The organism is Croceivirga sp. JEA036 (assembly GCF_011882165.1).
Lineage (GTDB): Bacteria > Bacteroidota > Bacteroidia > Flavobacteriales > Flavobacteriaceae > Croceivirga.
Genome location: NZ_JAATON010000003.1, coordinates 87,720 through 113,169, shown reverse-complemented (window position 1 = coordinate 113,169; position 25,450 = coordinate 87,720). Strand labels below are relative to the sequence as shown.

Below are 25,450 nucleotides of genomic sequence, written 5' to 3'. Positions count from 1 at the left end.
GACAAGGAATTGATTACCTTTGCAAAAAATTGAAGACTGATGAGAAAATCAGACAACGAACGCAATCGTAGACCTTCTAACAATAAAGGAGGCGGTTTTAAAAAGAAACCTTTTAATAAAGGAGGTTCAAAGCCATTTAAATCGGCTCCTAAAAAAACGAATAGCAATCCAGATTTAATTCGTTTAAACAAGTACATTGCCAACGCTGGCATTTGCTCACGTAGAGAAGCAGATACCTTTATTGCAGCTGGTAACGTAACGGTAAACGGGAAACCGGTAACAGAACTTGGTTATAAGGTAAAGAAGACAGATGACGTTCGTTTTGACGGCAGGAGATTAAATCCGGAGAAAAAAGAATATGTTCTTTTGAACAAGCCAAAGAATTTTATAACTACGACCAACGATGAGCGAGGTAGAAGAACGGTTATGGAATTAATATCTAATGCCTCTAACAATAGATTGTATCCTGTTGGGCGTTTAGACCGTAATACTACAGGACTGCTGTTGTTTACTAATGATGGAGAACTAGCTAAGAAGTTAACACACCCCAAACATAACGTACGCAAAATCTACCATGTACACTTGGACAAGGCTCTTACCATGAGAGACCTTCAACAAATTATGGAAGGACTAACCTTAGAAGACGGACCTATTACTGTAGATGAGGTTAGTTATGTGCAAGGAGCTACTAAAAAAGAGGTGGGAATAGAAATACATTCTGGAAAAAATAGAATTGTTCGTCGCATATTTGAACATCTTGGATATACAGTAGTTAAGCTAGACCGTGTGGTATTTGCCGGACTTACCAAAAAAGATTTACCAAGAGGGCATTGGCGTTTTCTAACAGAACAAGAGGTAATTAATCTTGGAATGATACGATAAACATAAAGACCGACTTACACGTCGGTTTTTTTATGAATTGAAGTCGTAATTTGTGGTTTTACGTTCACCTATATTAGGTTGATGTAATATCTTTCTTTGAGTGAAGAAATGGTTAGACATACTGTTTAAATCTCCAGAAAAAAATACTGGTTTTAGCTGGAAACACATGCCGTATTTGCTGAAAGAAACCTATCTATCTTGGATAGATAAAGAACCTTTTAAGCTCAGTGCGGTGACTGCCTATTATGCCATTTTGTCTTTACCAGCATTTTTAATTATGGTGCTTAATTTGGTTGGTTCTGTTTGGGAAAGGGACTTGGTTCATGGTAAATTATTTGGAGAAATTGCTAGTGCCTTAGGGCCAGATACCGCCCTTTCCATTCAAAATATGATTGCCAATAAGGGTAGTGAAAATACGTCTTTAACGACTACTATTTTGGGAGTAGGAATTTTGTTGTACGGTGCTACAGGAGTTTTTTATCAATTACAAAATGCCTTAAATGAGATTTGGAATGCAAAAACCAATTATGCCAATGGTATTGTGGCTATGTTTATTGGCAGAATAAAAGGTTTGGGGTTTATTGTAATTCTTGGTTTTTTATTGTTAGTCAGTTTTATTCTCACTTCTTTATTATCATTATTTTCAGAGCAACTATCAAGTTTGTTTAGTATTGTAGATTTAAGGTGGGCTATGGTGGTAGATTTTCTCTTTTCTTTTGTGTTTATCTCAATGCTTTTTTCGGCCATGTTTAAATATCTACCTAGTACTGTAGTTCCATGGAAAGCAGTAAGTAGGGGAGCCACATTAACCGCAATTTTATTTCTGATAGGAAAATACGTGTTAGCCTTTTATTTTAGCAAGGCAGAGCCTAGTTCTACTTACGGAACAGCAGGCTCTGTTATATTGGTGATGCTTTGGGTGTCTTATTCTAGTTTAATTGTATTTTTTGGAGCTAATTTCACCAAGGTATTTCAAGATAAATACCTAACTGATTCTAGTTTGGATTAATCAAACGCAAAACCCCTGCCACCTCTATAATTTAATACGATACCATGAAAATTCCCTAAGGGTGAATTTGCGTTGGCGCTAGAGTAATTATATAATACCCTAAAGTTTTTAAAGGCATACAGACCGGCGAATAAATTTAAGCTACTACTACTTCTAAAGCCCGCACCTACTTCTATTATATTTTTATAGCTTACGGATATGTTCGCATCTACCTGAAAGGGAGCCCCTGCTTCGTGTTTAAGTAAAACACTTGGTTTCATTATGTAAGTTGGGTCGTATTTGTTAGTGATGAAATGATAACCTAAGTAGCCATAGATAGGCCGTGTTAGGTTTAAGTTTTGAGAATTGGCAAAAGTATCCCCCAAAATATTTGGTGTGGATATACCTGCAAAAAAGTTTTCATGCCCAAATAGAAAGCCTAATCCAGCCATTGGCAAAGTCTCGTTAATGTTTTCGGAGAAATTGGCATCGTTCTGAATTTGCAGACTCAGCAGGTCTTCATTATAACTAAGTACACCTGCCGTTACGCCAAAAGAGAGCACGGTTCGTTCAAAGACCTGCCAATAAGGCCTGTTCTTCTTCCAATCAAAAAATAGTTTGTATGAAAATGCAGCAAAACCTTGCGTGGCCTTTGTAACGCCTATTTCGTCTGAAATTACGGCCGCACCCAGTCCCATTTTACCTTGTTGTAAAGGCGCAGTAAAGCTAAAGCTTAGGTTTTTGGGCGTGTTTTGTATTTCACTTCCAAATCCAGAATTGCTCAATACCGCCTCTGTACCATTAAAGGAGCCAGAATACGCGGGGTTAATCAAAAACGGATTTGCATTATATTCTGCGAACACGGGTGTTTGTTGGCCAAAGGAAAAATGAGTTCCTGCCATTAAAAGACCTAGGTAAAGTAGTTTTTTTATTTGGTTCATAGCTTATCTTTTTAAGACAACAAAGCCTTTGGTTGTTTGTAGGTTATGATTTTCAGGTAAGATTATCGTGAAGAAATAGGTTCCTTCCGGTAGTTGGTCCGCGCCCAATCCCATAAGTTGGTTCGCCTGCCCGTTGAATACGTTGTCCGCATTGTTATAGCCTTCTATTTTAAAGACCAAGTCTCCCCATCTGTTATAGATGTATACGGTGTTCTCCGGATAGGCTTCTATACCGTTAATTTCCCAGAATTCGTTAACTCCGTCGCCATCTGGTGAAAAGCCATATTTAGAAGCAACTTTTTCCTCCTCTGGCTCTTCTTCCGTTACGAACGATGCTATGCCGCAATTTTCAGCATTTCCTAAGGCATTATACGGGGTTACGGTAACAAATATTTCCTGTCCATATGGTAAGTCGGCCGTAAAGGAATAATTGGTCAAGATACCAAGGTCGGTTCTTGGTACTATTTCATCACCTCCAGCGGTGGTTCCTACGGTCAAATAGTACCCATCGGCATTGGCAACTGCGTTCCAATTTAAATCGGTAGCAACAGATACACCTGTGGCAGCATTAAGTGGTGCACTTAAACTAGTACAATTTGGAACAGTAGCCACGGTCTCGGTTGTAAACGATTCTTCGGTACAACCTGTTGCATCACCTACAGCATTATACGGAACTAGCGTTACGAAAATTTGTGTATTCTCCGGTAAATCGGTAGGCAAATCAAAAGTAGTACCGGTAACATCCTCGGCATCCAAGATATCGTTGCCACCAGCTGTAGTACCTACGGTCAAGTAATAGCCATCAGCGTTAGCAATAGCGTTCCAACTTAAATCGGTAGAGATTGAAACATCAGTAGCAGCGTTAAGTGGAGCACTTAAACTGGTACAACTTGGAACAGTAGCCACGGTCTCGGTAGTAAATGATTCTTCGGTACAGCCTGTTGCGTTACCAACACCGTTGTACGGAACAACAGTTACAAAAATTTGCGTGTTTTCCGGTAAATCGGTAGGTAAATCAAATGTAGTACCGGTAACATCCCCGGCATCCAAGATATCGTTGCCACCAGTAGTTGTGCCTACAGTTAAGTAGTAGCCATCAGCATTAGCAATAGTATTCCAACTTAAATCGATAGAAACGGAAACTGATGTTGCCCCGTCCAAAGGAGTTATCAAGTTGGTACAGCTTGGTATGGTAGCGACCGTTTCGGTAGTAAAGGATTCTTCGGTACATCCGGTAGCATCACCTACACCGTTATACGGAACAATAGTTACGAAAATTTCGGTGTTCTCCGGTAGATCGGCAGGCAAATCAAATGTAGTACCGGTAACATCCTCGGCGTCCAAGATATCGTTGCCACCAGTAGTTGTACCTACAGTTAAATAGTAGCCATCTGCATTGGCAATAGCGTTCCAACTTAAATTGGTAGAAACGGAAACTGATGTTGCCCCGTTCAAAGGAGTTGTCAAGTTGGTACAGCTTGGTATGGTAGCGACCGTTTCGGTAGTAAAGGATTCTTCGGTACATCCGGTAGCATCACCTACAGCATTATACGGAACTAGAGTAACGAATATCTGGGTGTTTTCCGGTAAATCGGCAGGCAAATCAAATGTAGTACCGGTAACATCCTCGGCGTCCAAGATATCGTTGCCACTAGTAGTTGTACCTACGGTTAAATAGTACCCATCTGCATTGGCAACTGCGTTCCAACTTAAATCGGTAGTGATTGAAACATCGGTAGCGCCGTCCAAAGGCGTATTCAAATTGGTACAACTAGGTACGGTTGGTAAGGTCTCGGTGGTAAACGATTCTTCTGCACATCCAGTAGCACTTCCAAAAGAATTGTAAGGAACTAATGTCACGAATATTTGTGTGTTCTCCGGTAAATCGGCTGGTAGGTCAAAGCTAGTTCCAGCAACATCTTCGGCATCCAATATATCGTTGCCGCCAGTAGTTGTACCTACAGTTAAATAGTATCCATCGGCATTGGCTGATGCATTCCAACTAATATTGGTACCTATAGCTACGTCTGTTGCAGCGTTTAATGGGTCGCTCAATGATGTACAGTTTGGCGGGTCTGATAAAGTTCCGGCTCCCGTGGTGAAAGATTCTTCGGTACAACCAGTTGCATCTCCTACAGCGTTGTAAGGAATAATACGAACGTAATGCATCCTATTTGCTTGTAGGTCTGAACTAAAGGAATAGGTGGTGGTATTACCAACATCTATATTATTTACTACTTCTATTCCACCAGAGGTTATACCAACACTAACTAAATACCCAGTAGCGTCCGCAATGGCATTCCAGCTTAAACCTGTATCAACAGCAACATTTACTGCCCCGTTAGCCGGGCTAGTAATTGAAGTACATGATGGAGGAACTGGAATAAATTCCGTTCTAAAAGATTCTTCAATACAACCAGTGGCAAGGCCTTCTTCATTGTAAGGTAAAATAGTTACATAAATTAAAGTGTCTTCTGGTAAATCCGTAGAAAAATCATATTTCGTTACATTGCCTACATCCTCATTGTTAACTAAATCCGTGCCTCCAGAGGTCGTTCCTACGTTAATTCTATATCCATCTGCATTGCCAACAATAGTCCAATTTAAATCCGTGTCAAAAGCAACATCGGTAGCGTTATTCGGGGGTAAAGTTAAGTTAGTACAATCTGGAACGGTTGGTGGGTCATTTGTAACGATAAAACTCTCTTCCGTACAAGGCCCAACCGCATCGCCATTTTCATTAGATGGAATAATGGTAACATAAACGGTAACACCAGGGTTAAAATCCGCAGCGAATTCAAATGAGGTGTTATTCACCACCACTTCGTTATTTAAGATATCTGTTCCGCCTGGTGAGGTGCCAACAAATAATTTGTATTCCCTAGCAAATTGAACCGCTTCCCAGGTAATGTTCGTATTAACGGGAACATCCGTGGCACCATTCAAGGGTGCAACCAGTTGGGTACAATCTGGGATGGGGCAATCAAGTACATCGCCCGTAAAAGTCCATCCAAAATTGTCTATCATAGATTGGCGTTCTTCAACCGCATCACAGTAAGGTAGCGTATTGGCTCCTAGGTTAATACCTGGGGTTAATGCCTGTTCTGACCATGCGATTAAGGTATTGTCGTAATTTTCTCTTGATAGGGCCGTATCGTCCAACATGCCTTGCATGTTGGTTACATTACTTACATCCCAATCCCCTAAAAATTGATTAAACGAAGTCGCATCATGAAACATATCTCGCATTGAAACGGTACCAATCAGCCATTGATCAAAAGATTGGTCTAGAGCACTAGCACCAAAGAACATTCTCTCCATATTGGTTACCCCGGTTACCCGCCAATTGTTTAAACTTTGATTGTAACTACTGGCACCATTGAACATATCTTGCATAGTAGTTACCGCTCTAACATTCCAATCGTTTATGGAGCTATTAAAGGAAGTAGCTTCTTGGAACATGCCACGCATATTGGTTACAGATGCTACGTTCCATGCGTTTAAAGATTGGTTGAAAGCACTTGCCTCTCTAAACATTTCTTGCATGGTGGTGACAAAAGAAGTGTTCCAACTAGCAATATCTTGGTCAAAAACAATTGCTCCAAAGAACATTCCGGCCATATTTTGAGCCTCACCGGTATCCCAAGTATTAAGAGGTTGGTTAAAAGATTCTGCCTCTTTGAACATGGAATCAAAGTTGGTTACCACTGCTGTATCCCAATTGTTCAAGGGTTGGTTAAAAGCAAAAGCCGATTCGAACATGGATGGCATTAGGGTTACCGAACTTACATTCCATGTGTTGATTGGTTGATTAAATACTTCGGCATGTTCAAACATATCGCTCATATTAGCAACCGCACTCACATCCCAATTATCTAAGGGTTGGTTAAAAACTTGGGCGCCCCTAAACATACCGCTCATGTTTACAACAGAGTTTACATCCCAATTGTTCATGGGTTGATTGTAAGAAATGGCGTAATTAAACATGCTACTCATGTTAGTTACGTTAGTAACATTCCAACTATCAATATTTTGATTAAAAGCTTCAGCTCTAGAAAACATGGAATTCATGGTGGTAACAGCACCAACATTCCAGTTATTAAGTGGTTGATCAAATGCTATTGCTGCGTAGAACATCTGGCTCATATCTGTAACAGATGATACATCCCAACTATTGATGTTCTGGTTAAACAATTCTGCATCATAGAACATGGCAGACATGTCTATGACGTTCCCTGTATTCCAGTTATTTAGAGGTTGATTAAATACTTCTGCTCTTTGGAACATTTCTGACATATCTGTTACCTGACTTACATTCCAACTGTTAATAGGTTGGTCAAAAGCCTGTGAGCTTTGAAACATACGTCCCATATTCGTAACACTACCAGTATCCCAACTACTTAAATCTTGGTTAAAATCCTTTGTTTGGGCGAACATAAAATTCATGTTGGTCACTTGGCTAACATCCCAATTGTCCAAAGGTTGGTTAAATAATTGAGCAGCCCCAAACATTCCATACATATTGGTAACATTGCTGGTATCCCAACTGTTTAATGGCTGATTAAAAATTCGTGCAGAAATAAACATGCTCTGCATGTTGGTAATATTGCTTACATCCCAATTGTCTATTGCACCATCAAATAGGTAACAACCAGAAAACATGTTGGAGGCTATCTCTACTTGCGAAAGGTTGGGGACATCTGTAGCGTTGTATTCCATATTTTCGCAACCATAAAATGCATAATTCATAGATTGCCAAACTTGGGTGCCCCATTGATCAATAGAAATAAGTTTAATATGATCAGAATTACTAACCCAATGATAAGGGGCTGGAAAATCTCCTATAATAGCTACTGTATAAACACCTGGTGTTAAGTACGTATGTGTAATTTCACCCGTAACATTATTATTATACTGTCCGTCTCCCCAATCAATAGAATAATTATAGGTTAAATAACCTGGATAACCTGTATTTGCTTCAATTTTTAACTGATTGGCAGGTGTTGAGCCTGATTCTGTGATGCTAGTATCATAGGTTAATTTGAAGGCATCAGGACTATTTACCCAACTTTCAACCACGGTAAATGATAGTTCTTGGCAGCCTGTTGCAGGACCCTCGGCATTATATGGAACCACTGTAACGTAGACTGTGTCACCGGCTTGAAATTCATTGGAAAAACTAAGACCAACCACATTACCTACATCATAGTTGTTTAATGTGTTCCCGTTTAGAGAAGCGTAGTTTCTATTACCGCCACGTTCAATTTCTAAGGTAATACGATAACCATCGGCATTTGGAGCAGGATTCCATCTAATATCACTGTTGGCAGGTGTCATAGTGTCTCCTGCGGCAGGCATGGTAATTTCCGTACAAAGTACATAAGTACAGTTTACATTGTCTCCTGTAATGGTCCAACCGTTGGAGTCTATTAAATCTTGCCTTTGATTTAGGGCGTCACAATACTGTAAGTTATTAGCCCCAAAAGTCACGTTATTTTGAACGGTCTGTGATGCCCAACCTATCAGTGTATTGTCATAATTTTCTTGGGAGAGTGCGCTGTTGGAGAGCATATTGCCCATCTGAGTGGCAGCAGTAATGTTCCAGTTGCCCAAATTTTGATTAAAAGTGCTGGCATTGAGAAACATTGCTGCAAACTCACTTGTGTTGGAAACGTCCCAAACGGTAATGTCTTGGTTAAATGCCGTGGCCGAACGGAACATATCCCTTAGTGAATTTTTTCCTGTCATGTCCCATAGGTCCAATGGTTGGTTGAATGAAGTGGCTCCGTAAAACATTCCAGAGATATTGGAAACGGTACTAACATTCCATGTATTTAGGGGTTGATTGAATGCTGTAGCATTTCTAAACATCCATGTCATATTCCCCGCACTACTCGTATCCCAACCACTGATATCCTGATTGAATATCTGGTTATTATAAAACATTTCGCTAAATGAAGTAACCGAGGAAACATCCCAATTGTTCAACGGTTGATTAAAAGCCCTTGCGCCTTCAAACATCTCAGACATATTTTCAACATTGCTCACATCCCAGCTATTGATGTCTTGATTAAATGCGGTTGACTCCTTGAACATAGCCGTCATATTTGTTACATTGGTCACATTCCAATTGTTCAAAGGACTGTTGTAATTTGGTGTGGAGTCAAACATACCAGACATATTGGTCACTTTAGAGACGTCCCAAGAGTTCAGGGGATAACTAATGGCGCATTCGTCGAACATTCTGGACATATCGGTCACATTACCTACTTGCCAACCGCTAAGGTCTTGGTCAAAATTGTTTGTTCTGAAGAACATCAAATTCATATCGGTTACACGGCTAACATCCCAGTTATCTAAGGGTTGATTAAATTGCCTACAAACAACAAACATTTCAGACATATCTGTAACTTGGCTTACATTCCAATTATTGATATTTTGGTTAAACTGAACACAGGCGTATAGCATTTGCCTCATATTAGTAACGCGATTTGTATTCCAATTATCTAGCGGTTCATTAAAAGCGTTACAATTATAAAATAGACCCTCCATAGTTGTTACACCACTTGTATTCCATTGGTCTAAAGGCCTATTAAAAATCATACAATTGTTAAAGAGATTGGCCATATTAGTTACGGTGCTAACATCCCAATTATTAACAATGCCATTAAAGGAACTGCAATCCCTGAACATATTTTGTAGTGTGGTAACCTGAGAGAGGTCTGGTGCATCAATAGCGTCAAAATTGAGATTCTCACAACCAAAAAAGGCATTTTCCATAGTTTGCCATTGGATGTTACCCCATGCCAATATTTCTATAATTTTTAGTTTATCGCTTGCGTTTTCATCGTTAAAATAGATAGATGGAAAGGTGCCGCTAATTTCTATAGTATACGTGCCAGCAGTTGCATAGGTGTGGGTTATGTTTCCGGTAACGCCCGTATCTATGTTGCCGTCTCCCCAATCAACATCATAATTATAAGTAGTGTAGGCTGGGTTGGTGGGTATGGTGACTTCGTTGTTGGCAGAAGAACCCGATTCTGTATTGTTGGTATTCCATACAGATCTAAAAGACTGACCATGTACATTTACTATTAGTAAAAAAATACAACTAAAAAGTAATTTTTTGAACATATACTTAGGTTTGGTTTGGTAACAACGATGATTGGTTAGTGGTTATTTTTTTTCTGTAGAAACCACCATTGGTTTTGTTGTAAAACTACGTTTTACCGTGGTTTAATGATTACCCTGAAAACAGGGTATTTTTAAATAACTGGTTAACCTTAACCAGAAAATCGTTGTCTTTGTTTTTTTGGTTAACGGCAGAGAAAAGCTAGGTAGTATGCCATTTGTACCACTCGGACGAGTGGTACATGTTTTTTTAAGATGTAGTAGAATTAAGGGTTACCCCAAGAACTTACTTCTGTATTCAGAAGGGGTAAGACCGGTATAATCTTTAAACAATCGGTTAAAGGTAGTTTTGCTTTTAAACCCGGAATCAAATGCAATGGCTATAAGTTTGGTCTCTTTATGCTTTTTGTTCTTAAGCATTTCTTGTGCGGCCCGTATACGATAAGAATTTATATAATTGTAAAAGTTTTGATTGAATCCTTTATTTAAAACTTCAGAAAGATGATGGCTACTGATGTTAATTTGTTCCGCTAAATCTTTTTGTGATAGTTCGCTATCTAAATAAGGTCTATTACTTTTTATATGTGAGGTTAATCTTGCCTTGTATGCTTCAAAATCTTCATCATTAATAGAAGAGCTCTTATAGGAGGCCTTCTGTTTTGTTTCCGTTTCAGAAGATTTTTGTTGAGTATCCAAAGGTTCTTCTGTTTCTTTTTGAAGTACCAAAAATTGTTCTCTTAATAGTGCATTTTGTTTTTTGGTTTTAATCCTATAAAACAACAATAACGAACTCAACAACACCAAACAACCACCAAAGACCAAACTAAATTTTTTAAACTTGCTTTCATTTTGTGCCAAGTCAAATATTGCGCGGTCCTTATCTTTTATAATCGCATTTTTGTCAGATAGGTCTTTTTGTAAATCAACTTTTATGGCATCTTGCTGCGTTGCCAAAATCTCATTTTGTATTTGTAGATAACTTTCCTTGGCTTTGCTACTAGCTTCTAGATTACCGGTAGCTTTTAAAACATCGCTTAAATGTAAATAGGTCTTCGCTTCAATTTGGTTAAGTTTTTTGGTTTGGGCTATTTTGGTGGCTTCCTCTAAGAATGTTATGGCTGCCTCAATTTCTCCTAGTTTCCATTTGGCCAATGCCAAACTAGTGAGTAGCCAAGCACGTTCTTTTGTTGGTGCGGCGGTATGTTTTAAGTTTAAGCCGTCCAATGCGGCAAGTTTAGCTTTTTTAAATTTTTTCTCTTTAAAATAAAGTTCACTAATACTGTTAAAGGCCGTTGCTACAATTATTTCATTATTAATAGCCAAACCTAATTCTTTGGTTTTGGAGTGGTATTCTAACACTTTATCTAGCTGCCCTATTTTTTGATAATTGGTAGCAAGACCGTTATAGGCAGAGGCTCTTATTTTGGGGTTGTCTTCATTTTCGTCTAAAAGGGATAACACGGTTTGCATTGCATTAATGGCTTTATTGTGTGATCCAATAGCATTATAAACGTTGCCAAGATTTACCAATACAATAATTTTAGACCTATAATCTTCTGGTGACGCATCACAAAGTTCCAATGCATTTCTATAAAGTCTAATTGCCTTATCCTGTTGTGCTCTATTGTTAAAATAGATAGCTTGGTTAACCATGCCAAGTACTTGAAATTTGGTGTTTTGGTAGGTTTTTCCAAGAAGTACAAGAGAATCACTCAATAGCTTATGCTGTTCATAGTCACCATTGGCATATGCCGTTTGTAGCTTTTTAAGATAGCTATTGGCTTTTTGGTCTATGTTGCTTTTTAAGGTGTCAACTTCCTGTCCGTAAATAAATAGTTGACCTAAAAAGAGTAAAATAAATAAGTTGGGGGATAATCTCATTTAAAATTAAATCTTTAAAGTAAACTAAATATAGTTAAAACCTGCTAATTGTTAAATCATGTTGTTTGGCATAGGGTATAGACAATTGCATCAATTTTATATATATTTTTTTAAATTCAGGTACCCGTTCTCTATCTAATTGAAGTAATATTTCATCTATTTTCTCTGAATTTTCTTTAGCGTCTATTAATTGTGCTGCCGACAAATATTCATTTACATAGGTGTCTTTAGCAAAATGATACAATTGCAAGGAAGTATTTATCAAGTCTTGTGTTTCTGGCGTAGGTTTTAACTCTTCAATCTGTGTGATGCTAGAATCTATTGCAGGAATTAAAAACGTCTGTATGTGTTGTTGTAGACTTATTGTTTTTACCTTTCGGTTGTTTTGTACTGCTACCAGATTTCCCGCATCTCTAAATTCTATAAAGCTTTTTACATTGGTACTCCCAAATCCCCACAAAATATCAGTGGATTGCGTGGTCCTCGTGTAATAAGATTCTGGTGTGTGGGTAGCGCAAGAATTTAGGACTGTTGTTAAACTTAATAGGATAAGCGTTGCTGTTTTCATCGTGGTTTTGTTTGGTTTTTTAAGACGATGTAAAATTATTAGTAGGCCTGAGGCTGCTTATCACGGTTTTCAGGGGTCTGTACCTAGCGGAATAGGGTGAATTTTACTGTTGTAAGATTTTACTAAAAGTGGTCATACGTATTAATTGAGCTAATAGTTAATTGAAAAGCAATACATTAGATTGATGTATGCCAGTATCTTGCCCCTAAAAAACATGAAAGCAGGCTCGTTATTAAGCATAGCAAAAGTTTTTGCTAAAAGTAAAAAGGTAAAGATTCTATTGGTTGGTGCCCAGTTGGGGTATCTGGGTTATACATATCTAAAGAACAGAAATCAAAATAAGACGGAAATTACTCAAGAGTAAATAAAATGATAGTAAAATGGATTTTACGGGTGTTTGCTATTCTAGTTATTATACTAACCTTATTTCCGTATTTATCTTTTAATCAATGGTACGTTCGCATTTGGGATTTTCCACACCTACAGATTGCACTTTTGACTTTATTCGCTTTAGCATTTTATTTTATTAAGTTCGATTTTAAAAGTAAATCGGATTATGCAGTAGTTATTGTCTTATTGGGATGTTTTATGTTCCAAAGCGTCAAGATTTATCCCTATACGGCTTTTGCTGATAAGGAGATGGGCAATGCCAGCGCCAATGCCACCACCACTTTGAGCGTATATGCCGCCAATGTGTTGCAGAAAAATAAAAAAGTAGAAGCGGTAGTAAATGACGTTTCAAAATACCAGTCTGATGTGGTTTTGTTAACCGAAACCAACGAAAGGTGGAAAAACGCTTTAGTGAATACATTAGAAGCAGCGTATAAACATTCCTTCTTAGTACCAAAAGATAACACCTATGGCATGTTGTTGTTTTCTAAACATCCATTGTATGAAGCAAAGGTAAAGTATCTTGTTGAAGACACCATACCGTCTATACATACCAAGGTAATAATAGATACAAAAGATACTATTCAGTTATTTGCTATTCATCCCGCACCGCCTACGCCACAACACAATCCTTCTTCCGTAGATCGGGATGCAGAGATGATGAAGATTACCCGGTTAACTCGAGAGACAGAATACCCTGTAATTGTTATAGGAGACTTTAATGATGTAGCATGGTCAGAAACCACAGCATTATTTCAAAGGGTTAGTGGACTGTTGGATATGCGAAAAGGAAGAGGGTTTTTTAATACTTACAATGCCAATAGTTGGTTGATGCGGTGGCCGTTGGATCACGTATTTACCTCTGCAGATTTTAGGGTGATGCAAATAGAACGTGGTGCCGATATTGGCTCTGACCACTATCCATTTTATGCTAAACTTTCCTTAGAACCCAAATTGGCAGAAGAACAAAAGCTTCCGCCACCTTCAAAAGAAGAAGTAGCAAAAGCTTTTGAACAAATCTCTGAGAAAGAAACTAGCCAAACAGCTAGCCATTAGGCAATAGCTTTCATCTTCTTTTTTATTTCTTCTAAACACAGATTTCCCAAACTACCTTCATGAGTGTGCTTTATGTCTCTTTTGGGTTTAAAATTGCCATTTTCTATGGCCTTGCCCATGGTTTTGTAAGCATCCCTAAAGGGCATACCGCTTTTAACCATCTCATTTAACGTATCTACGCTAAACAGGTAATCGTATTTGGTGTCCGTTAGAATGTCCGCATTCACTTTTATTTCTTTTAAACTAAAGTGGAGCATTTCCAAACAGGCTTTCATATCCTGTATAGCAGGTACAATTACTTCCTTTACCAACTGCAAATCCCTATGATATCCACTGGGTAAATTATTCATAATTAGGATTAACTGATTGGGAGTAGCTTGTACTTTATTGCATTTGGCACGTATTAGTTCAAATACATCCGGATTCTTCTTGTGTGGCATTATACTACTACCCGTAGTAAGCTCATTTGGAAAAGAGATAAAATTGAAATTCTGGCTCATATACAGCGTAATATCCATAGCCATTTTAGACAAGGTGGCTCCTAAACTAGAAATGCCAAAAGCCGTTGCTTTTTCCACTTTTCCACGTCCCATTTGAGCTGCGACCACGTTGTACTTTTGTGTAGCAAATTCTAGTTCTGCTGTTGTAAAACTTCTATCTATAGGAAAAGAGCTTCCATAGCCGGCTGCGCTGCCTAACGGATTTTGGTCCGCAATTTTATACGCAGCATCTACAAAGTACAAATCGTCTATTAAACTCTCCGCATAGGCCGAAAACCATAACCCAAAAGAAGATGGCATGGCAATCTGCAAATGTGTATAACCAGGCAAAAGGGTTTTTTGATGTTTCTCGGCCAGTTTCATCAGTAGATCGAACAGCTGCTTGGTCTGATTTTTAATTTCTGAGAGTTCTGCCTTTAAATACAATTGCATGGCAACTAAAACTTGGTCGTTTCTAGAGCGTGCGGTATGAATTTTTTTACCAACGTCTCCCAATTTTTCGGTAAGAATGTACTCTATCTTTGAGTGCATATCCTCAAAATCGTCTTCAATGGTAAAGTTTCCTTTTTCTATGGATTTACCAATAGCCGTCAATTCTTTGACCAAAAGCTTCGCTTCCTCATCAGATATCAATCCTACTTTGGCCAACATTTTTGCATGCGCTGTGGAGGCGATTACATCATATTTGGCCAATAGTAAATCGAGCTCCCTATCGTTACCAACAGTGAATGTGTCTATTTTTTTATCGGTACTGAATCCTTTGTCCCAGAGTTTCATTTTCTAGTTATTAGATTTTAGTTAGTAGTTATGAGTAATTAACTAGTACTATATTTTTTTATTAGTGCTACGGTTATTTTTTGAACTTCATCACAGTTGTCAAATAATGTGGTTAGAACATCATTGTCTAGATATCCTATTCTGTTAGAAATCTCTAATTGAGTTTTAAGTTCGTTTATAGAGCCATTTGTTATCTCTAAAAAACTTCGAAAAGATTTTTTTGAATTTCTACCAGCTCCTTCGGCAATATTACTAGGAATTGATACCGCACTTCTTCTAATTTGGCTTACGATTCCATATTTCTCTTCTGATGGAAAATCGGACGTAATTCTATACGTTGTTTCAACTAAATTCATTGCTTTTTGCCAAACAATTAAATCCCTATAATTATACATTTCTATTAACTTCTAACTACAAACTAGTATCAATTAGCCAAAAATCCCTCTAAAATATCTATATAAAGTTGTACCCCTTCATACACTTCATCCACATAGATAAACTCATCTGCAGAATGACTTCTAGGGCTATAACCAGGGCCTAGTTTTAAGGATTGACAGCTAAGTTCCGCTTGGTCTGATAGTGTAGGGCTACCATAAGTTTCCCTACCCAAGGCAATGCCAGATTGCACCAATGGATGCTCAATAGGGATAGAACTACTGCTTAAATTCAATGACCGTGGTCTTAACTTACAAGGAGCTTCACGCTGTAGCATTTCATTGATTTCTTCATTGGTGTAACAATCGTTAACACGGGTGTCTATAACCAAATCAACTTGAGCGGGTACTACATTATGTTGGCTACCCGCTTTAATTTGGGTAACCGTCATTTTTACCGGACCTAATACATCAGATACCTTTTCAAATTGGTAGTTTTTAAACCATTCCAACACTTGTATGGTATTGTAAATGGCGTTATTATCGTTTGGGTGGGCGGCGTGCGAGGGTGTGCCTTCTACGGTACCTTCAAAAACTACCAAGCCTTTTTCCGCAATAGCCAATTGCATTTGAGTTGGCTCACCCACTATGGCCACATCAATCTCAGGTAGAATGGGTAACAAGGCCGAAATACTTTTATCGCCAGCATCTTCTTCTTCTGCTGTGGCACTCATGATAATGTTATAGCTCAAATCTTCTCGCTCATAAAAATGCACGAAAGTGGCCAACAAGGAACACAGAGCACCACCAGCATCATTACTCCCTAATCCGTATAATTTGCCGTCTTCTATATGCGGATGAAAAGGGTCTTTGGTATAGGCTTTGTTTGGCTTAACCGTATCGTGATGGGAATTCAACAATAAATTGGGTTTGTTCTCATCATAAAACTTGTTAAAAGCATATATATTATTATACTGTCTTTTGGTTGCCACCCCATGACCTTGTAACCAATTGTCTATTAACGTAGCCGTTTCATCTTCCTCTTCAGAAAAAGAAGGTATAGCGATTAATTGCTTTAGTAATTCTAGGGCTTCTGTGCCCAAGGCTTTTTTATCTAACTTCATAAAACCAATGTTGTGTAGTTGGTGTTTGCTGTTTGAAACATTCCTAAATTTCCAATTTTTACTTGTTTTACCCCATTTTTTAAGGCGTGAAAACAATTATGCATCTTTGGCAACATACCGTCTGCAATAATGCCTTTTGCAACCAAGGCATCGTAGGTAGTTGTACTAATATGTTTAATAACAGAATCTTTTCTGTTGATGTCTTCCAAAACCCCATCTAGTTCAAAACAATAATAGATGGTCGTGTTAAAATGGCTGCTTAGACCAATAGCTACTTCGGCGGTAATGGTATCGGCATTTGTGTTCAGCAATTGCCCTTTTTGATTGTGCGTTAGTGCACAAAATACGGGAGTTAAACCTATGTGTATTATTTTACCAATAGTTTCTCCATCCACTCCTTTAATATCACCAGCAAACCCGTAATCAATTTCTGTAACGGGGCGTTTTTGTGCTTGTATGGTATTTGCATCCGCACCGCTTAGCCCAATGGCATTTATGCCTTTGGCCTGTAATTGTGCTACCACGTTTTTATTAACGAGTCCGCCGTAAACCATGGTAACCACCCCTAGCGTCGCCGCATCGGTAATACGGCGGCCGTTTACCATTTTTGGTTCTATACCTAACTGGGGTAACAACTGTGTTGCCTTTTTGCCACCGCCATGCACTAAAATTTTATGACCGGGCAATTGGGCAAATAGGGTAAGGAACTGGTCTAGCGCATCGCTATCCTCAATTATATTACCACCAATTTTAACGATACTTAAATCTTCCATTTAAATTTTTTGTGTAGGCTTATAAGTCTTTTAATAGTTGCTTTAGCACCACCTGTGCGGCAAAAGTTCTATTGTTTGCCTGTTCCATACATAGGCTTTGGTCACTATCCATAACGGCATCTTCTACCACTACATTTCTACGTACCGGTAAACAATGCATAAACTTGGCCTTACCCAATTTTTCTTTGGTCATCATCCAGTTGCTATCGGTGTTTTTTACTTGACCATAATCTTGGTAATTACTCCAGTTTTTAACGTATACAAAATTCGCATTTTTAAGCGCTTCTTCCTGGTCGTGCACAATTTTACATCCTTTTGTTACTTCCGGGTTTAATTCATATCCCTCTGGATGGGTAATTACAAAATCGGCATCTTGCAATTTCATCATAGCTACAAAACTATTGGCAACCGCATGCGGCAAAGCGCGTGGATGTGGTGCCCAAGACAAAACTACTTTAGGTTTTTGAGCGGTTTTGTTTTCTTCCAAGGTAATGGCATCTGCCAATGCTTGTAGAGGATGGCCTACAGAGCTTTCCATATTTACCACGGGAATGTTCGCATATTTTTTAAAGGCGTTTAAAACCAACTCGGCTTCGTCGGCCTCTTTATCCGTTAAACCAGCAAAAGCACGTATCGCTACAATATCTGCGTATTGACTCACCACTTGTGCCGCTTCTTTTACGTGTTCAGCTTTGCCTTGGTCCATAACGGCACCTTCTTCAAACTCTAATTGCCACCCTTCACTGCCAAAATTCATAACAATGGTATCCAATCCTAAATTTATGGCAGCTTTTTGTGTGCTTAAACGGGTACGTAGGCTATTGTTAAAGAACAACAAGCAAATGGTTTTGCCTGCACCTAGCTCTTTAAACTGGGTGGGTTCTTTTTTTAGTTCGATAGCTTCTTGTACCGTTTGTTGTAAACTGTCTAAATCGTTGATTTGTAAGTAATGCTTCATTGTTATGTTGCTATTATTTTGGTGAAAGGCTGCGTAGCATTAAAACTATCTAGGATAAAATTATCCAATAAGCCGTTCACTATCCAAGTTTCTATTTGTGCTTCTTGCGCAATTGCAGAAGCTTCTATTTTTGATTGCATGCCGCCTGTTCCGTGAGAGGATTTTGTGGTACTAATTTCCTTTTGCATGGCTTGCAAATCACGTACTTCTAAAATGGTTTCTGGTCTTCCCTTTTCCATGGATGCTTTGCTATACACGCCATTGGTATTGGTAGCGATTATAAGTAAATCTGCCTCTAAAAAAGCCGCGGTGTAGGCCGCTAGCTTGTCATTGTCACCAAACTTAATCTCCTCTGTGGCTACGGTGTCGTTCTCATTGATGATGGGTACTACGTTGTTTTGTAATAACACATCTATGGTGTTTTTTATGTTTTGGCGCGATTTATCATCCTGTAAATCCGAATACGAAAACAAGCATTGCGAAGTAAACAAGCCCAATTCTCTAAAATTCTCCTGAAAAATATGCATTAATCGGGGTTGCCCAATGGCTGCTAAAGCTTGTTTAACATTAATGTCTTTACCAGTATGTTCTAATTGTACAAACTGCTTTGCAGTTGCAATAGCACCAGAGCAGACCAAGATAAATTCGTATTGGTCTTTTAATGCCGCCAATTGCCTGCCAATATCCTCTATTTTACCACGGGATATCTGGTCTGTTTCTTTGGTCAGCGTATTGGAGCCTATTTTGACAAGAACGCGCTTTTTCATGCTACAATTCCGCTTTAAGGGCGTTAAAGAACAGGTCTATTTCTGGTTTACCGATAGTTAAAGCAGGTAAAAATCGAAGTACATTTTTATTGGCTGCGCCACCAGTAAATACATGCTGATTAAAAATAAGTTTCTTGCGAAGTTCCGCTACCTCAAAATCAAACTCGAGGCCTAACATTAACCCTCTACCTTTTACCTTTTTTACTTGTGGAATTTTGGCTGCCTCAGCTGTGAAGTATGTTCCCATAGCTTGGGCGTTAGCCAATAGGTTTTCTTTTTCAATTACTTCTAGAACCGCTAGGGTTGCAGCACAAGCAAGGTGGTTACCACCAAAAGTGGTGCCTAGTAAACCATAAGAAGCCTTAATATCTTCATGAATTAAGATGCCACCTACGGGAAACCCATTACCCATACCTTTGGCGATAGAGATAATATCTGGTTGTATGTTGTGGTGTTGAAACCCAAAGAATTTACCACTTCTACCAAAACCGGCCTGCACCTCGTCTGCAATAAGCACTACACCATGGTTTTTACATTCATTTTGAATAAGCTGGTAAAATTCGGTAGTAGGTTCGTCCAAACCGCCAACCCCTTGTATGGCTTCTAAAATAACCGCACAATAGTCACCAGAAGCTAGTTCTTTTTTCAGGCTTTCAGCATCGTTAAAATCAATAAAAGTTACCTTTTGTTGTTGATTAATAGGCGCGTTGATTTTTGGATTGTCCGTTGTGGCCACTGCAGCTGAGGTACGCCCATGAAAGGCTTTTTTAAATGCCAAGACCTTGGATTTCCCAGTATGGAAAGATGCCATTTTCAAGGCATTCTCATTGGCTTCTGCTCCAGAATTGCATAAGAATAAGTTATAATCTTCACAACCAGAGAGCTGGCCTAATTTATTTGCTAACTCTTCTTGCAATGGATTTTTTATAGAGTTACTATAAAAACCTATCTGTTGCAATTGGTCGGTAAGCATATTAACATAATGTGGGTGGGAATGCCCTATGGAAATCACGGCATGGCCGCCGTAAAAATCGTAATATTTTTGACCCTTATCATCAATCACCTCAATGCCTTTTGCACTTACAGGGGTAACATCATATAATGGGTAAACATCAAATAATTTCATGTTATTGATTTTTCTAGTTACTTGGTAGTATAGCCTAAGTCTAGTTGTTTTTTATGTCGCTAATTTTCTTGTAAGAGCTTACAATACCTTGGATTAGGGAAGAGCTCAATCCCTGATGTTCCATTTCATTCAAACCTTCTATAGTACAACCTTTGGGTGTGGTTACACGGTCAATTTCTTGCTCCGGATGGTTGCCAGTTTCAATTAATAAAGCTGCGGCACCGTTACAGGTATGCATGGCCAATTCTTGGGCTTCCTTAGATTCAAATCCCAATTGTATGGCACCTTGTGTGGTGGCACGTATTAAACGCATCCAAAAAGCAATACCACTGGCACAAATAACGGTCGCCGCTTGCATTTGCTCTTCTGGAATTTCCAAGGTATGTCCCATTCTATTAAAAATGGCCTTGGCCAAGTCTACTCGTTTTTTACCAACGCCGTTACTACAAATACAAGTCATGGATTTGCCTACGGAAATAGCGGTGTTGGGCATACAACGTAATATGTACTTGTCTGCTCCAATGATAGACTCGATTCTAGAAATTGGAAAGCCGGTAATAACACTAATTACCACATGTTTTTCAGTAAGTTGGTCTTTAACGTCGTACAAAATGGCTTCAAAATGACCTGGTTGCACGGCAAAAATTAAAATATCCGAATTGTTTACCGCTTCTTCGTTGCTAGCCGTAACGGTTACATTACCGTACTCTTCAAAATGCTTTAATTTTTCAGGATTACGTTTGGTAAGGTACATACTGGTTGCACCATTAGAATTTAGAATGCCATTGGCAATAGATTGACCCAAGTTCCCGGTTCCTATAATTGCAATTTTCATGGTAAAGTTTTACGGTTTGGTTTTTAAAATACGCCTGCCTTTAATTTTAATCCTTTAGATTCTTTAAAGCCTAGCATTAAATTCATGTTTTGTACTGCTTGTCCAGATGCGCCTTTTAATAGGTTGTCTATAGCAGAGGTAATCAATAAGATATCATCATGTTTGTGCAAGTGAATATGGCAATTATTGGTATTCACCACTTGTTTTAAGTGTATGGGTTCATCTACTACTTGGGTAAATTTGGCCTCTTGGTAAAAATCTGTAAATAGACTTTTTGCTTCTTCCACGCTACCATTGAATTTGGTATAGGTTGTAGCCAATATGCCTCTAGTAAAATTACCACGATTGGGTAAAAAATAAATTTTACCTGTAGGATTGCCAAAAGAATTCAAGCTCTCCCCAATTTCTCCTAAGTGTTGATGAGTAAAGGGTTTGTACCAACTTACGTTGTTGTTTCGCCAGCTAAAATGGGTGGTGTCCCCTGGTTTTACACCAGCACCCGTACTGCCCGTTACCGCATTTACATGAATATCTTCTTGTAGCATACCGGCTTTTGCCAAGGGCAATAATCCCAATTGAATGGCGGTGGCAAAACAACCTGGATTAGCCAGCGCATCTGTTTTTTTAATCGCTTCTTTGTTCAGTTCAGGTAAGCCATAAACATAGGTTCTACCTTGAAATGTGGCATCTGCTTGAAGCCTAAAATCGTTACTCAAGTCAATAATCACGGTTTCTTCTGAAAACTTATGCTCCTTTAAAAAGTTGCTAGAATTTCCATGCCCTAAGCACAAGAAAACCACATCTACCTGGGTATTAACCTCACCCGTAAAAGTAAGGTCTGTAGCGCCAATTAAATCGGCATGGGCACTACTAATTTTTTTACCAGCTCTGGTAGTGCTGTATACAAAATCTATAGTAACATCGCTATGGTTTAAAAGCAGGCGAATTAACTCGCCTCCGGTGTAACCAGAACCTCCTATTATTCCAATTTTAGCCATATTTAGCCGTTTACGTGATTAGAGATTTTACCAGGATTGGATAGGATTTTAATAAAGCCCTTGGCATCATCAGCTGTCCAACCTTTGTTCATTTCGCCATAGCTGCCAAAAGAGGCATTCATTAAATCGTTGGGGGATTTAATTCCGTCTAATCTAAATTGGAAAGGATACAAGCTAACAAATACCTCGCCCGTAACGTTCTTCTGCGTATCAGTTAAAAAAGCTTCTATGTTGCGCATCACTTCGTCTAGGTAGTTGCCTTCGTGCAACAACATACCATAGAAGTTACCCAACTGTTCTTTTTGAAACTGTTGCCACTTACTCAAGGTGTGTTTCTCTAGCAAATGGTGTGCTTTCAAGATTATTAATGGTGCAGCTGCTTCAAAACCAACCCTACCTTTAATTCCGATGATGGTGTCACCCACGTGAATGTCCCTACCAATGGCATATTTGTTGGCAATAGCTTCTAACTTTTCAATATTGGCTACGGGCGAATCCTTCTCACCATTAATCGCTACCAATTCGCCTTTTTCAAAAGAAAGACTTACCTGTGTAGGTTCTTTTTCTTTTAGTTGGCTAGGGTAAGCACTATCTGGTAAAGGTTTTTCACTGGTCAAGGTTTCTTCACCGCCTACAGATGTACCCCAAAGTCCCCTGTTGATTGAATATTTTGCTTTTTCCCAAGAATAATCTACCCCATTGGCTTGTAAATAGGCAATCTCTTCTTCTCTTGCGAGTTTATTGTCTCTAATAGGAGTAATAATTTCAATTTCAGGAGCAAGTGTTTGAAAAATCATATCAAAACGTACTTGGTCGTTACCCGCTCCAGTACTACCGTGAGCAATATATTTAGCTCCTATTTTTTTGGCGTGTTCTACAATCTCTACCGCTTGTACAATACGTTCTGCACTTACAGAAAGTGGATAGGTGTTGTTTCTAAGGACATTGCCAAAAATGAGGTATTTAACCACTTTATCATAAAAATTCTGTACGGCATCTATAGAAGTATAGGTGCTAGCCCCTAAAGCCAAAGCTTTTTCTTCTATGGTTTTAATTTCTTCAGGTGAAAAACCACCTGTGTTAACGCTTACTGCGTGTACTTCAAAACCATGCTCTTTAGATAAATTCATGGCGCAATAAGATGTATCTAAACCGCCACTATAAGCCAATACAAGTTTTTTCATTTTTCTTTCTTCTTTACTAGCATTTTGTCCTTAATACTTTTAAGACGTTCAAATGCTTTGTTATTTAGGTTTTTATGTTTTTGGTTTTCTTTTGCCAGTGGATCATACAACATTCCGGTACACAAGCACATCTTACGTTCCGTACGAGTTAGAATGTCAAAATTTTTGCAGGTTTGGCACCCTTTCCAGAATTCTGGATCGTCTGTTAATTCAGAAAAAGTAACCGGCTTATAACCCAAGGCATAATTCATTTTCATTACCGCAAGCCCCGTGGTAATACCAAAAATTTTGGCGTCTGGGAATTTCTCTCGGGATAATTCAAAAATGCGCTGTTTTATCTTGCTGGCAAGGCCTTCGCCTCTATAGTCTGGGTGCACAATAAGACCAGAATTGGCCACAAAGTCTTTGTTGCCCCAAACTTCTATATAGCAGAAGCCAGCAAATTTATCACCATCTAAGGCAATGATAGCGTTGCCATTTCTAAGACGTTGCGCAATATATTCTGGTGTACGTTTGGCTATACCCGTACCGCGAACCTTGGCAGAGTCTGTAATAGTCTCGCTAATAATAGTTGCATATTGTAAATGCGATGCGTTGGCTACAACAATTTTCATCGTTGGCGTATGAATTAAATTTAAAAATGAATTTGTTTGCTGTGAAATACGGGATTGGACTCACCTAATCCCAATAATAGAATTGCACCCTTACGGGCGACGGCGGCGTGTAAAGAAAGGACGAACGGGAGACGGGATGCTCGCGTTTCTAGATACTGGTATGTGTCTTTGTTCTTTCATTGTTGATGTAAATGTACAAATAGTGAGAAACTGACCTAACCGATTCTAAATTTTTAACGAAAATGAAACGTTTTGTTTCGGTTTTTTAATATTTCGTAGGTCATGTAGCCGAACACCAAAATATATTCAACAAAGAGCAGTGGCAAATATTCCTTAAAGTCTGGTTGTGAGTAAGTATAGTAACTCAAAAATACGGTGGCAGACCAAAGCAATGGAAATCTATATGTAGTAAATAAACAAAGACCGATTGGGAATACAAGATACCATGGATGCACTGTGCTTGTTATAAAGTAATAGCCCGTCATTAGTATAAGCATGCCAGTTAGTAGGCCGCCTATACTTTTCATCCGTTTAAAAATTAAAAGCCCAAGTGCAAAACCAATAGTAAGTAGCGGTATTATTTTACCATAGGTTTTAATAAACAACCAGGATTTGGCATCAAAATACGTTGTAGCTACATATTCAGCTGCATTATAGATGCTAGCGTTAAATTCAAAATTAGAAAACCACAAGGCAATAGTTTTACTATAATTAGCGGCAAAATCTTCCGTATAGAAAGGCAAAAAGAGCAATATGCAGCTAACTGCGATACTAGCATAAAACACTGCCGATTTCTTAAGGCCTAAAAAGGGTAAAAATAGCTGTATAAATAACAGCGGAACCAGTTTTAGCAGAATGGCCATGGCGTAAACTAGGCCCGCAAAAATGGGTTTTTGTTTTTGTAAAAGATAAATACTGGTAATAAACAAAAAGAACATAACACCTTCAAAATGTAGGTTGCCCGTAAGTTCTATTATGATCAAAGGATTAAGAAAATACCAAAAGATTAAATGTGGAGACAAATTGTTGTGTTGCAGTATTTTTTTGCCGAACCACAACACACCAACATCTGCCATTATTATAAATGAACGTAGTGCAACAATTTCTCCTTTTATACTGCCAAAACCTAAAAAAGCGGCTACAGTAAAGAGCAGTTGATTTAAAGGAGGATAATTGCTGTAATGCTTTGCACTTAAACTGCCCATGGCTTGATGCAGTAGTTCTTTATTGGGGAAAGAAGCATCCAGTTGGGTTAGCAATTCATTTGGGGTAAATAGGTAAGGGTTTACCCCATTTAGAATAAGTTGCCCATCCCATATAAATCGGTAAAAATCTTGAGATAAATTAGGAGTGCTAAAGAGAAATATCGCCCTAAAGGCAATTCCAGCAACGAGTAGAAATGTAAAATTCCACCGTTCTAATTGCATCAATTTAAAAAGGAAAAAAAACAAAGCGGCTACCAAGGTGATGAGGCGAATAAAATCTTCTCGAACCAACTGGTAGCCGAATATATAGTAGAACGCCATACTACCCAATACCATTAGGATTGGGAATTTATGGAGTTTCCAATACGTAAGCATGGA

At 38.6% G+C, this 25,450-nt stretch carries 19 protein-coding genes; 3 read left to right on the top strand and 16 right to left on the bottom strand.

Annotated features, from left to right (window positions below; genetic code table 11):
* The first annotated feature begins 39 nt into the window (after nucleotides 1-39).
* Both HCO57_RS08990 and HCO57_RS08985 read left to right on the top strand, forming a co-directional pair.
* A complete protein-coding gene (locus tag HCO57_RS08990; protein ID WP_167988769.1) occupies nucleotides 40-882 on the top strand; it encodes a pseudouridine synthase in 843 nt (280 codons plus the stop codon).
* Nucleotides 883-982: 100 nt separating this feature from the next.
* A complete protein-coding gene (locus HCO57_RS08985) occupies nucleotides 983-1,891 on the top strand; it encodes a YihY/virulence factor BrkB family protein (protein ID WP_317171141.1) in 909 nt (302 codons plus the stop codon).
* Here the strand turns inward: HCO57_RS08985 and HCO57_RS08980 are convergent.
* The 4 genes from HCO57_RS08980 to HCO57_RS08965 all read right to left on the bottom strand — a co-directional run bounded on the left by HCO57_RS08980 (nucleotide 1,888) and on the right by HCO57_RS08965 (nucleotide 12,391).
* Nucleotides 1,888-2,811 (bottom strand): PorP/SprF family type IX secretion system membrane protein, encoded by a 924-nt coding sequence (locus HCO57_RS08980; RefSeq protein ID WP_167988768.1) that lies wholly within the window; start codon nucleotides 2,809-2,811, stop codon nucleotides 1,888-1,890. The two genes, HCO57_RS08985 and HCO57_RS08980, sit on opposite strands and share 4 nt — an antisense overlap.
* Before the next feature lie 3 nt (nucleotides 2,812-2,814).
* Nucleotides 2,815-9,945 (bottom strand): BspA family leucine-rich repeat surface protein, encoded by a 7,131-nt coding sequence (locus HCO57_RS08975; RefSeq protein WP_167988767.1) that lies wholly within the window; start codon nucleotides 9,943-9,945, stop codon nucleotides 2,815-2,817.
* 270 nt (nucleotides 9,946-10,215) lie between these two features.
* Complete coding sequence (locus HCO57_RS08970; protein WP_167988766.1) at nucleotides 10,216-11,823, bottom strand: AraC family transcriptional regulator; 1,608 nt, start codon at nucleotides 11,821-11,823, stop codon at nucleotides 10,216-10,218.
* Nucleotides 11,824-11,857: 34 nt separating this feature from the next.
* The gene (locus HCO57_RS08965; protein WP_167988765.1) at nucleotides 11,858-12,391 is read right to left on the bottom strand and encodes a hypothetical protein; all 534 of its coding nucleotides are present in this window, start codon (nucleotides 12,389-12,391) and stop codon (nucleotides 11,858-11,860) included.
* A gap of 369 nt (nucleotides 12,392-12,760) precedes the next feature.
* Here HCO57_RS08965 and HCO57_RS08960 point away from each other — a divergent pair, with 369 nt between their 5' ends.
* On the top strand, nucleotides 12,761-13,837 hold the full coding sequence (locus tag HCO57_RS08960; protein ID WP_209066122.1) for an endonuclease/exonuclease/phosphatase family protein: 1,077 nt from the start codon (nucleotides 12,761-12,763) through the stop codon (nucleotides 13,835-13,837).
* On the opposite strand, the gene argH is transcribed toward HCO57_RS08960, so the two are convergent.
* The 12 genes from argH to HCO57_RS08900 all read right to left on the bottom strand — a co-directional run bounded on the left by argH (nucleotide 13,834) and on the right by HCO57_RS08900 (nucleotide 25,447).
* Nucleotides 13,834-15,114, bottom strand: coding sequence for an argininosuccinate lyase (gene argH, locus HCO57_RS08955; protein WP_167988764.1), 1,281 nt, complete (start codon nucleotides 15,112-15,114; stop codon nucleotides 13,834-13,836). The two genes, HCO57_RS08960 and argH, sit on opposite strands and share 4 nt — an antisense overlap.
* 38 nt (nucleotides 15,115-15,152) lie before the next feature.
* Nucleotides 15,153-15,509, bottom strand: coding sequence for a four helix bundle protein (locus HCO57_RS08950; RefSeq protein ID WP_167988763.1), 357 nt, complete (start codon nucleotides 15,507-15,509; stop codon nucleotides 15,153-15,155).
* Between the two features lie 29 nt (nucleotides 15,510-15,538).
* Entirely contained in the window at nucleotides 15,539-16,612 is a 1,074-nt protein-coding gene (locus HCO57_RS08945; RefSeq protein WP_167988762.1) for a M20 family metallo-hydrolase, read from the bottom strand.
* Nucleotides 16,609-17,385 carry an acetylglutamate kinase gene (gene argB / locus HCO57_RS08940; RefSeq protein ID WP_167988761.1) on the bottom strand — a complete coding sequence of 259 codons (777 nt, stop codon included), beginning with the start codon at nucleotides 17,383-17,385 and terminating at the stop codon, nucleotides 16,609-16,611. Before argB ends, HCO57_RS08945 begins: the two co-directional genes overlap by 4 nt.
* Before the next feature lie 19 nt (nucleotides 17,386-17,404).
* Nucleotides 17,405-18,343 carry an N-acetylornithine carbamoyltransferase gene (locus HCO57_RS08935; RefSeq protein ID WP_167988760.1) on the bottom strand — a complete coding sequence of 313 codons (939 nt, stop codon included), beginning with the start codon at nucleotides 18,341-18,343 and terminating at the stop codon, nucleotides 17,405-17,407.
* Between the two features lie 2 nt (nucleotides 18,344-18,345).
* Nucleotides 18,346-19,110 (bottom strand): glutamate 5-kinase, encoded by a 765-nt coding sequence (gene proB / locus HCO57_RS08930; RefSeq protein WP_167988759.1) that lies wholly within the window; start codon nucleotides 19,108-19,110, stop codon nucleotides 18,346-18,348.
* A 1-nt stretch (nucleotide 19,111) separates the two neighbouring features.
* Nucleotides 19,112-20,236 carry an aspartate aminotransferase family protein gene (locus HCO57_RS08925; RefSeq protein ID WP_167988758.1) on the bottom strand — a complete coding sequence of 375 codons (1,125 nt, stop codon included), beginning with the start codon at nucleotides 20,234-20,236 and terminating at the stop codon, nucleotides 19,112-19,114.
* Between the two features lie 40 nt (nucleotides 20,237-20,276).
* Complete coding sequence (gene proC, locus HCO57_RS08920) at nucleotides 20,277-21,071, bottom strand: pyrroline-5-carboxylate reductase (protein ID WP_167988757.1); 795 nt, start codon at nucleotides 21,069-21,071, stop codon at nucleotides 20,277-20,279.
* Between the two features lie 23 nt (nucleotides 21,072-21,094).
* The gene (gene argC / locus HCO57_RS08915) at nucleotides 21,095-22,069 is read right to left on the bottom strand and encodes an N-acetyl-gamma-glutamyl-phosphate reductase (RefSeq protein ID WP_167988756.1); all 975 of its coding nucleotides are present in this window, start codon (nucleotides 22,067-22,069) and stop codon (nucleotides 21,095-21,097) included.
* Nucleotides 22,070-22,071: 2 nt separating this feature from the next.
* A complete protein-coding gene (gene argG / locus HCO57_RS08910) occupies nucleotides 22,072-23,253 on the bottom strand; it encodes an argininosuccinate synthase (protein WP_136951449.1) in 1,182 nt (393 codons plus the stop codon).
* Nucleotides 23,250-23,867 carry a GNAT family N-acetyltransferase gene (locus HCO57_RS08905; protein WP_010518203.1) on the bottom strand — a complete coding sequence of 206 codons (618 nt, stop codon included), beginning with the start codon at nucleotides 23,865-23,867 and terminating at the stop codon, nucleotides 23,250-23,252. The genes argG and HCO57_RS08905 overlap by 4 nt, the downstream gene beginning before the upstream one ends.
* A gap of 233 nt (nucleotides 23,868-24,100) precedes the next feature.
* Nucleotides 24,101-25,447: a mannosyltransferase gene (locus HCO57_RS08900; RefSeq protein WP_245167573.1), complete on the bottom strand. Its 1,347-nt coding sequence runs from the start codon at nucleotides 25,445-25,447 to the stop codon at nucleotides 24,101-24,103.
* Nucleotides 25,448-25,450 lie beyond the last annotated feature (3 nt).

Coding starts and splice junctions, on each gene's coding strand:
- argH (WP_167988764.1), bottom strand. CDS start 15,114: ATGAAACTCTGGGACAAAGGATTCAGTACCGATAAAAAAATAGACACA.
- HCO57_RS08935 (WP_167988760.1), bottom strand. CDS start 18,343: ATGAAGCATTACTTACAAATCAACGATTTAGACAGTTTACAACAAACG.
- HCO57_RS08925 (WP_167988758.1), bottom strand. CDS start 20,236: ATGAAATTATTTGATGTTTACCCATTATATGATGTTACCCCTGTAAGT.
- argG (WP_136951449.1), bottom strand. CDS start 23,253: ATGAAAAAACTTGTATTGGCTTATAGTGGCGGTTTAGATACATCTTAT.
- HCO57_RS08990 (WP_167988769.1), top strand. CDS start 40: ATGAGAAAATCAGACAACGAACGCAATCGTAGACCTTCTAACAATAAA.
- HCO57_RS08960 (WP_209066122.1), top strand. CDS start 12,761: ATGATAGTAAAATGGATTTTACGGGTGTTTGCTATTCTAGTTATTATA.
- proC (WP_167988757.1), bottom strand. CDS start 21,071: ATGAAAATTGCAATTATAGGAACCGGGAACTTGGGTCAATCTATTGCC.
- argB (WP_167988761.1), bottom strand. CDS start 17,385: ATGGAAGATTTAAGTATCGTTAAAATTGGTGGTAATATAATTGAGGAT.
- HCO57_RS08975 (WP_167988767.1), bottom strand. CDS start 9,945: ATGTTCAAAAAATTACTTTTTAGTTGTATTTTTTTACTAATAGTAAAT.
- HCO57_RS08950 (WP_167988763.1), bottom strand. CDS start 15,509: ATGTATAATTATAGGGATTTAATTGTTTGGCAAAAAGCAATGAATTTA.
- HCO57_RS08900 (WP_245167573.1), bottom strand. CDS start 25,447: ATGCTTACGTATTGGAAACTCCATAAATTCCCAATCCTAATGGTATTG.
- argC (WP_167988756.1), bottom strand. CDS start 22,069: ATGGCTAAAATTGGAATAATAGGAGGTTCTGGTTACACCGGAGGCGAG.
- HCO57_RS08905 (WP_010518203.1), bottom strand. CDS start 23,867: ATGAAAATTGTTGTAGCCAACGCATCGCATTTACAATATGCAACTATT.
- HCO57_RS08945 (WP_167988762.1), bottom strand. CDS start 16,612: ATGAAGTTAGATAAAAAAGCCTTGGGCACAGAAGCCCTAGAATTACTA.
- HCO57_RS08970 (WP_167988766.1), bottom strand. CDS start 11,823: ATGAGATTATCCCCCAACTTATTTATTTTACTCTTTTTAGGTCAACTA.
- HCO57_RS08980 (WP_167988768.1), bottom strand. CDS start 2,811: ATGAACCAAATAAAAAAACTACTTTACCTAGGTCTTTTAATGGCAGGA.
- proB (WP_167988759.1), bottom strand. CDS start 19,110: ATGAAAAAGCGCGTTCTTGTCAAAATAGGCTCCAATACGCTGACCAAA.
- HCO57_RS08965 (WP_167988765.1), bottom strand. CDS start 12,391: ATGAAAACAGCAACGCTTATCCTATTAAGTTTAACAACAGTCCTAAAT.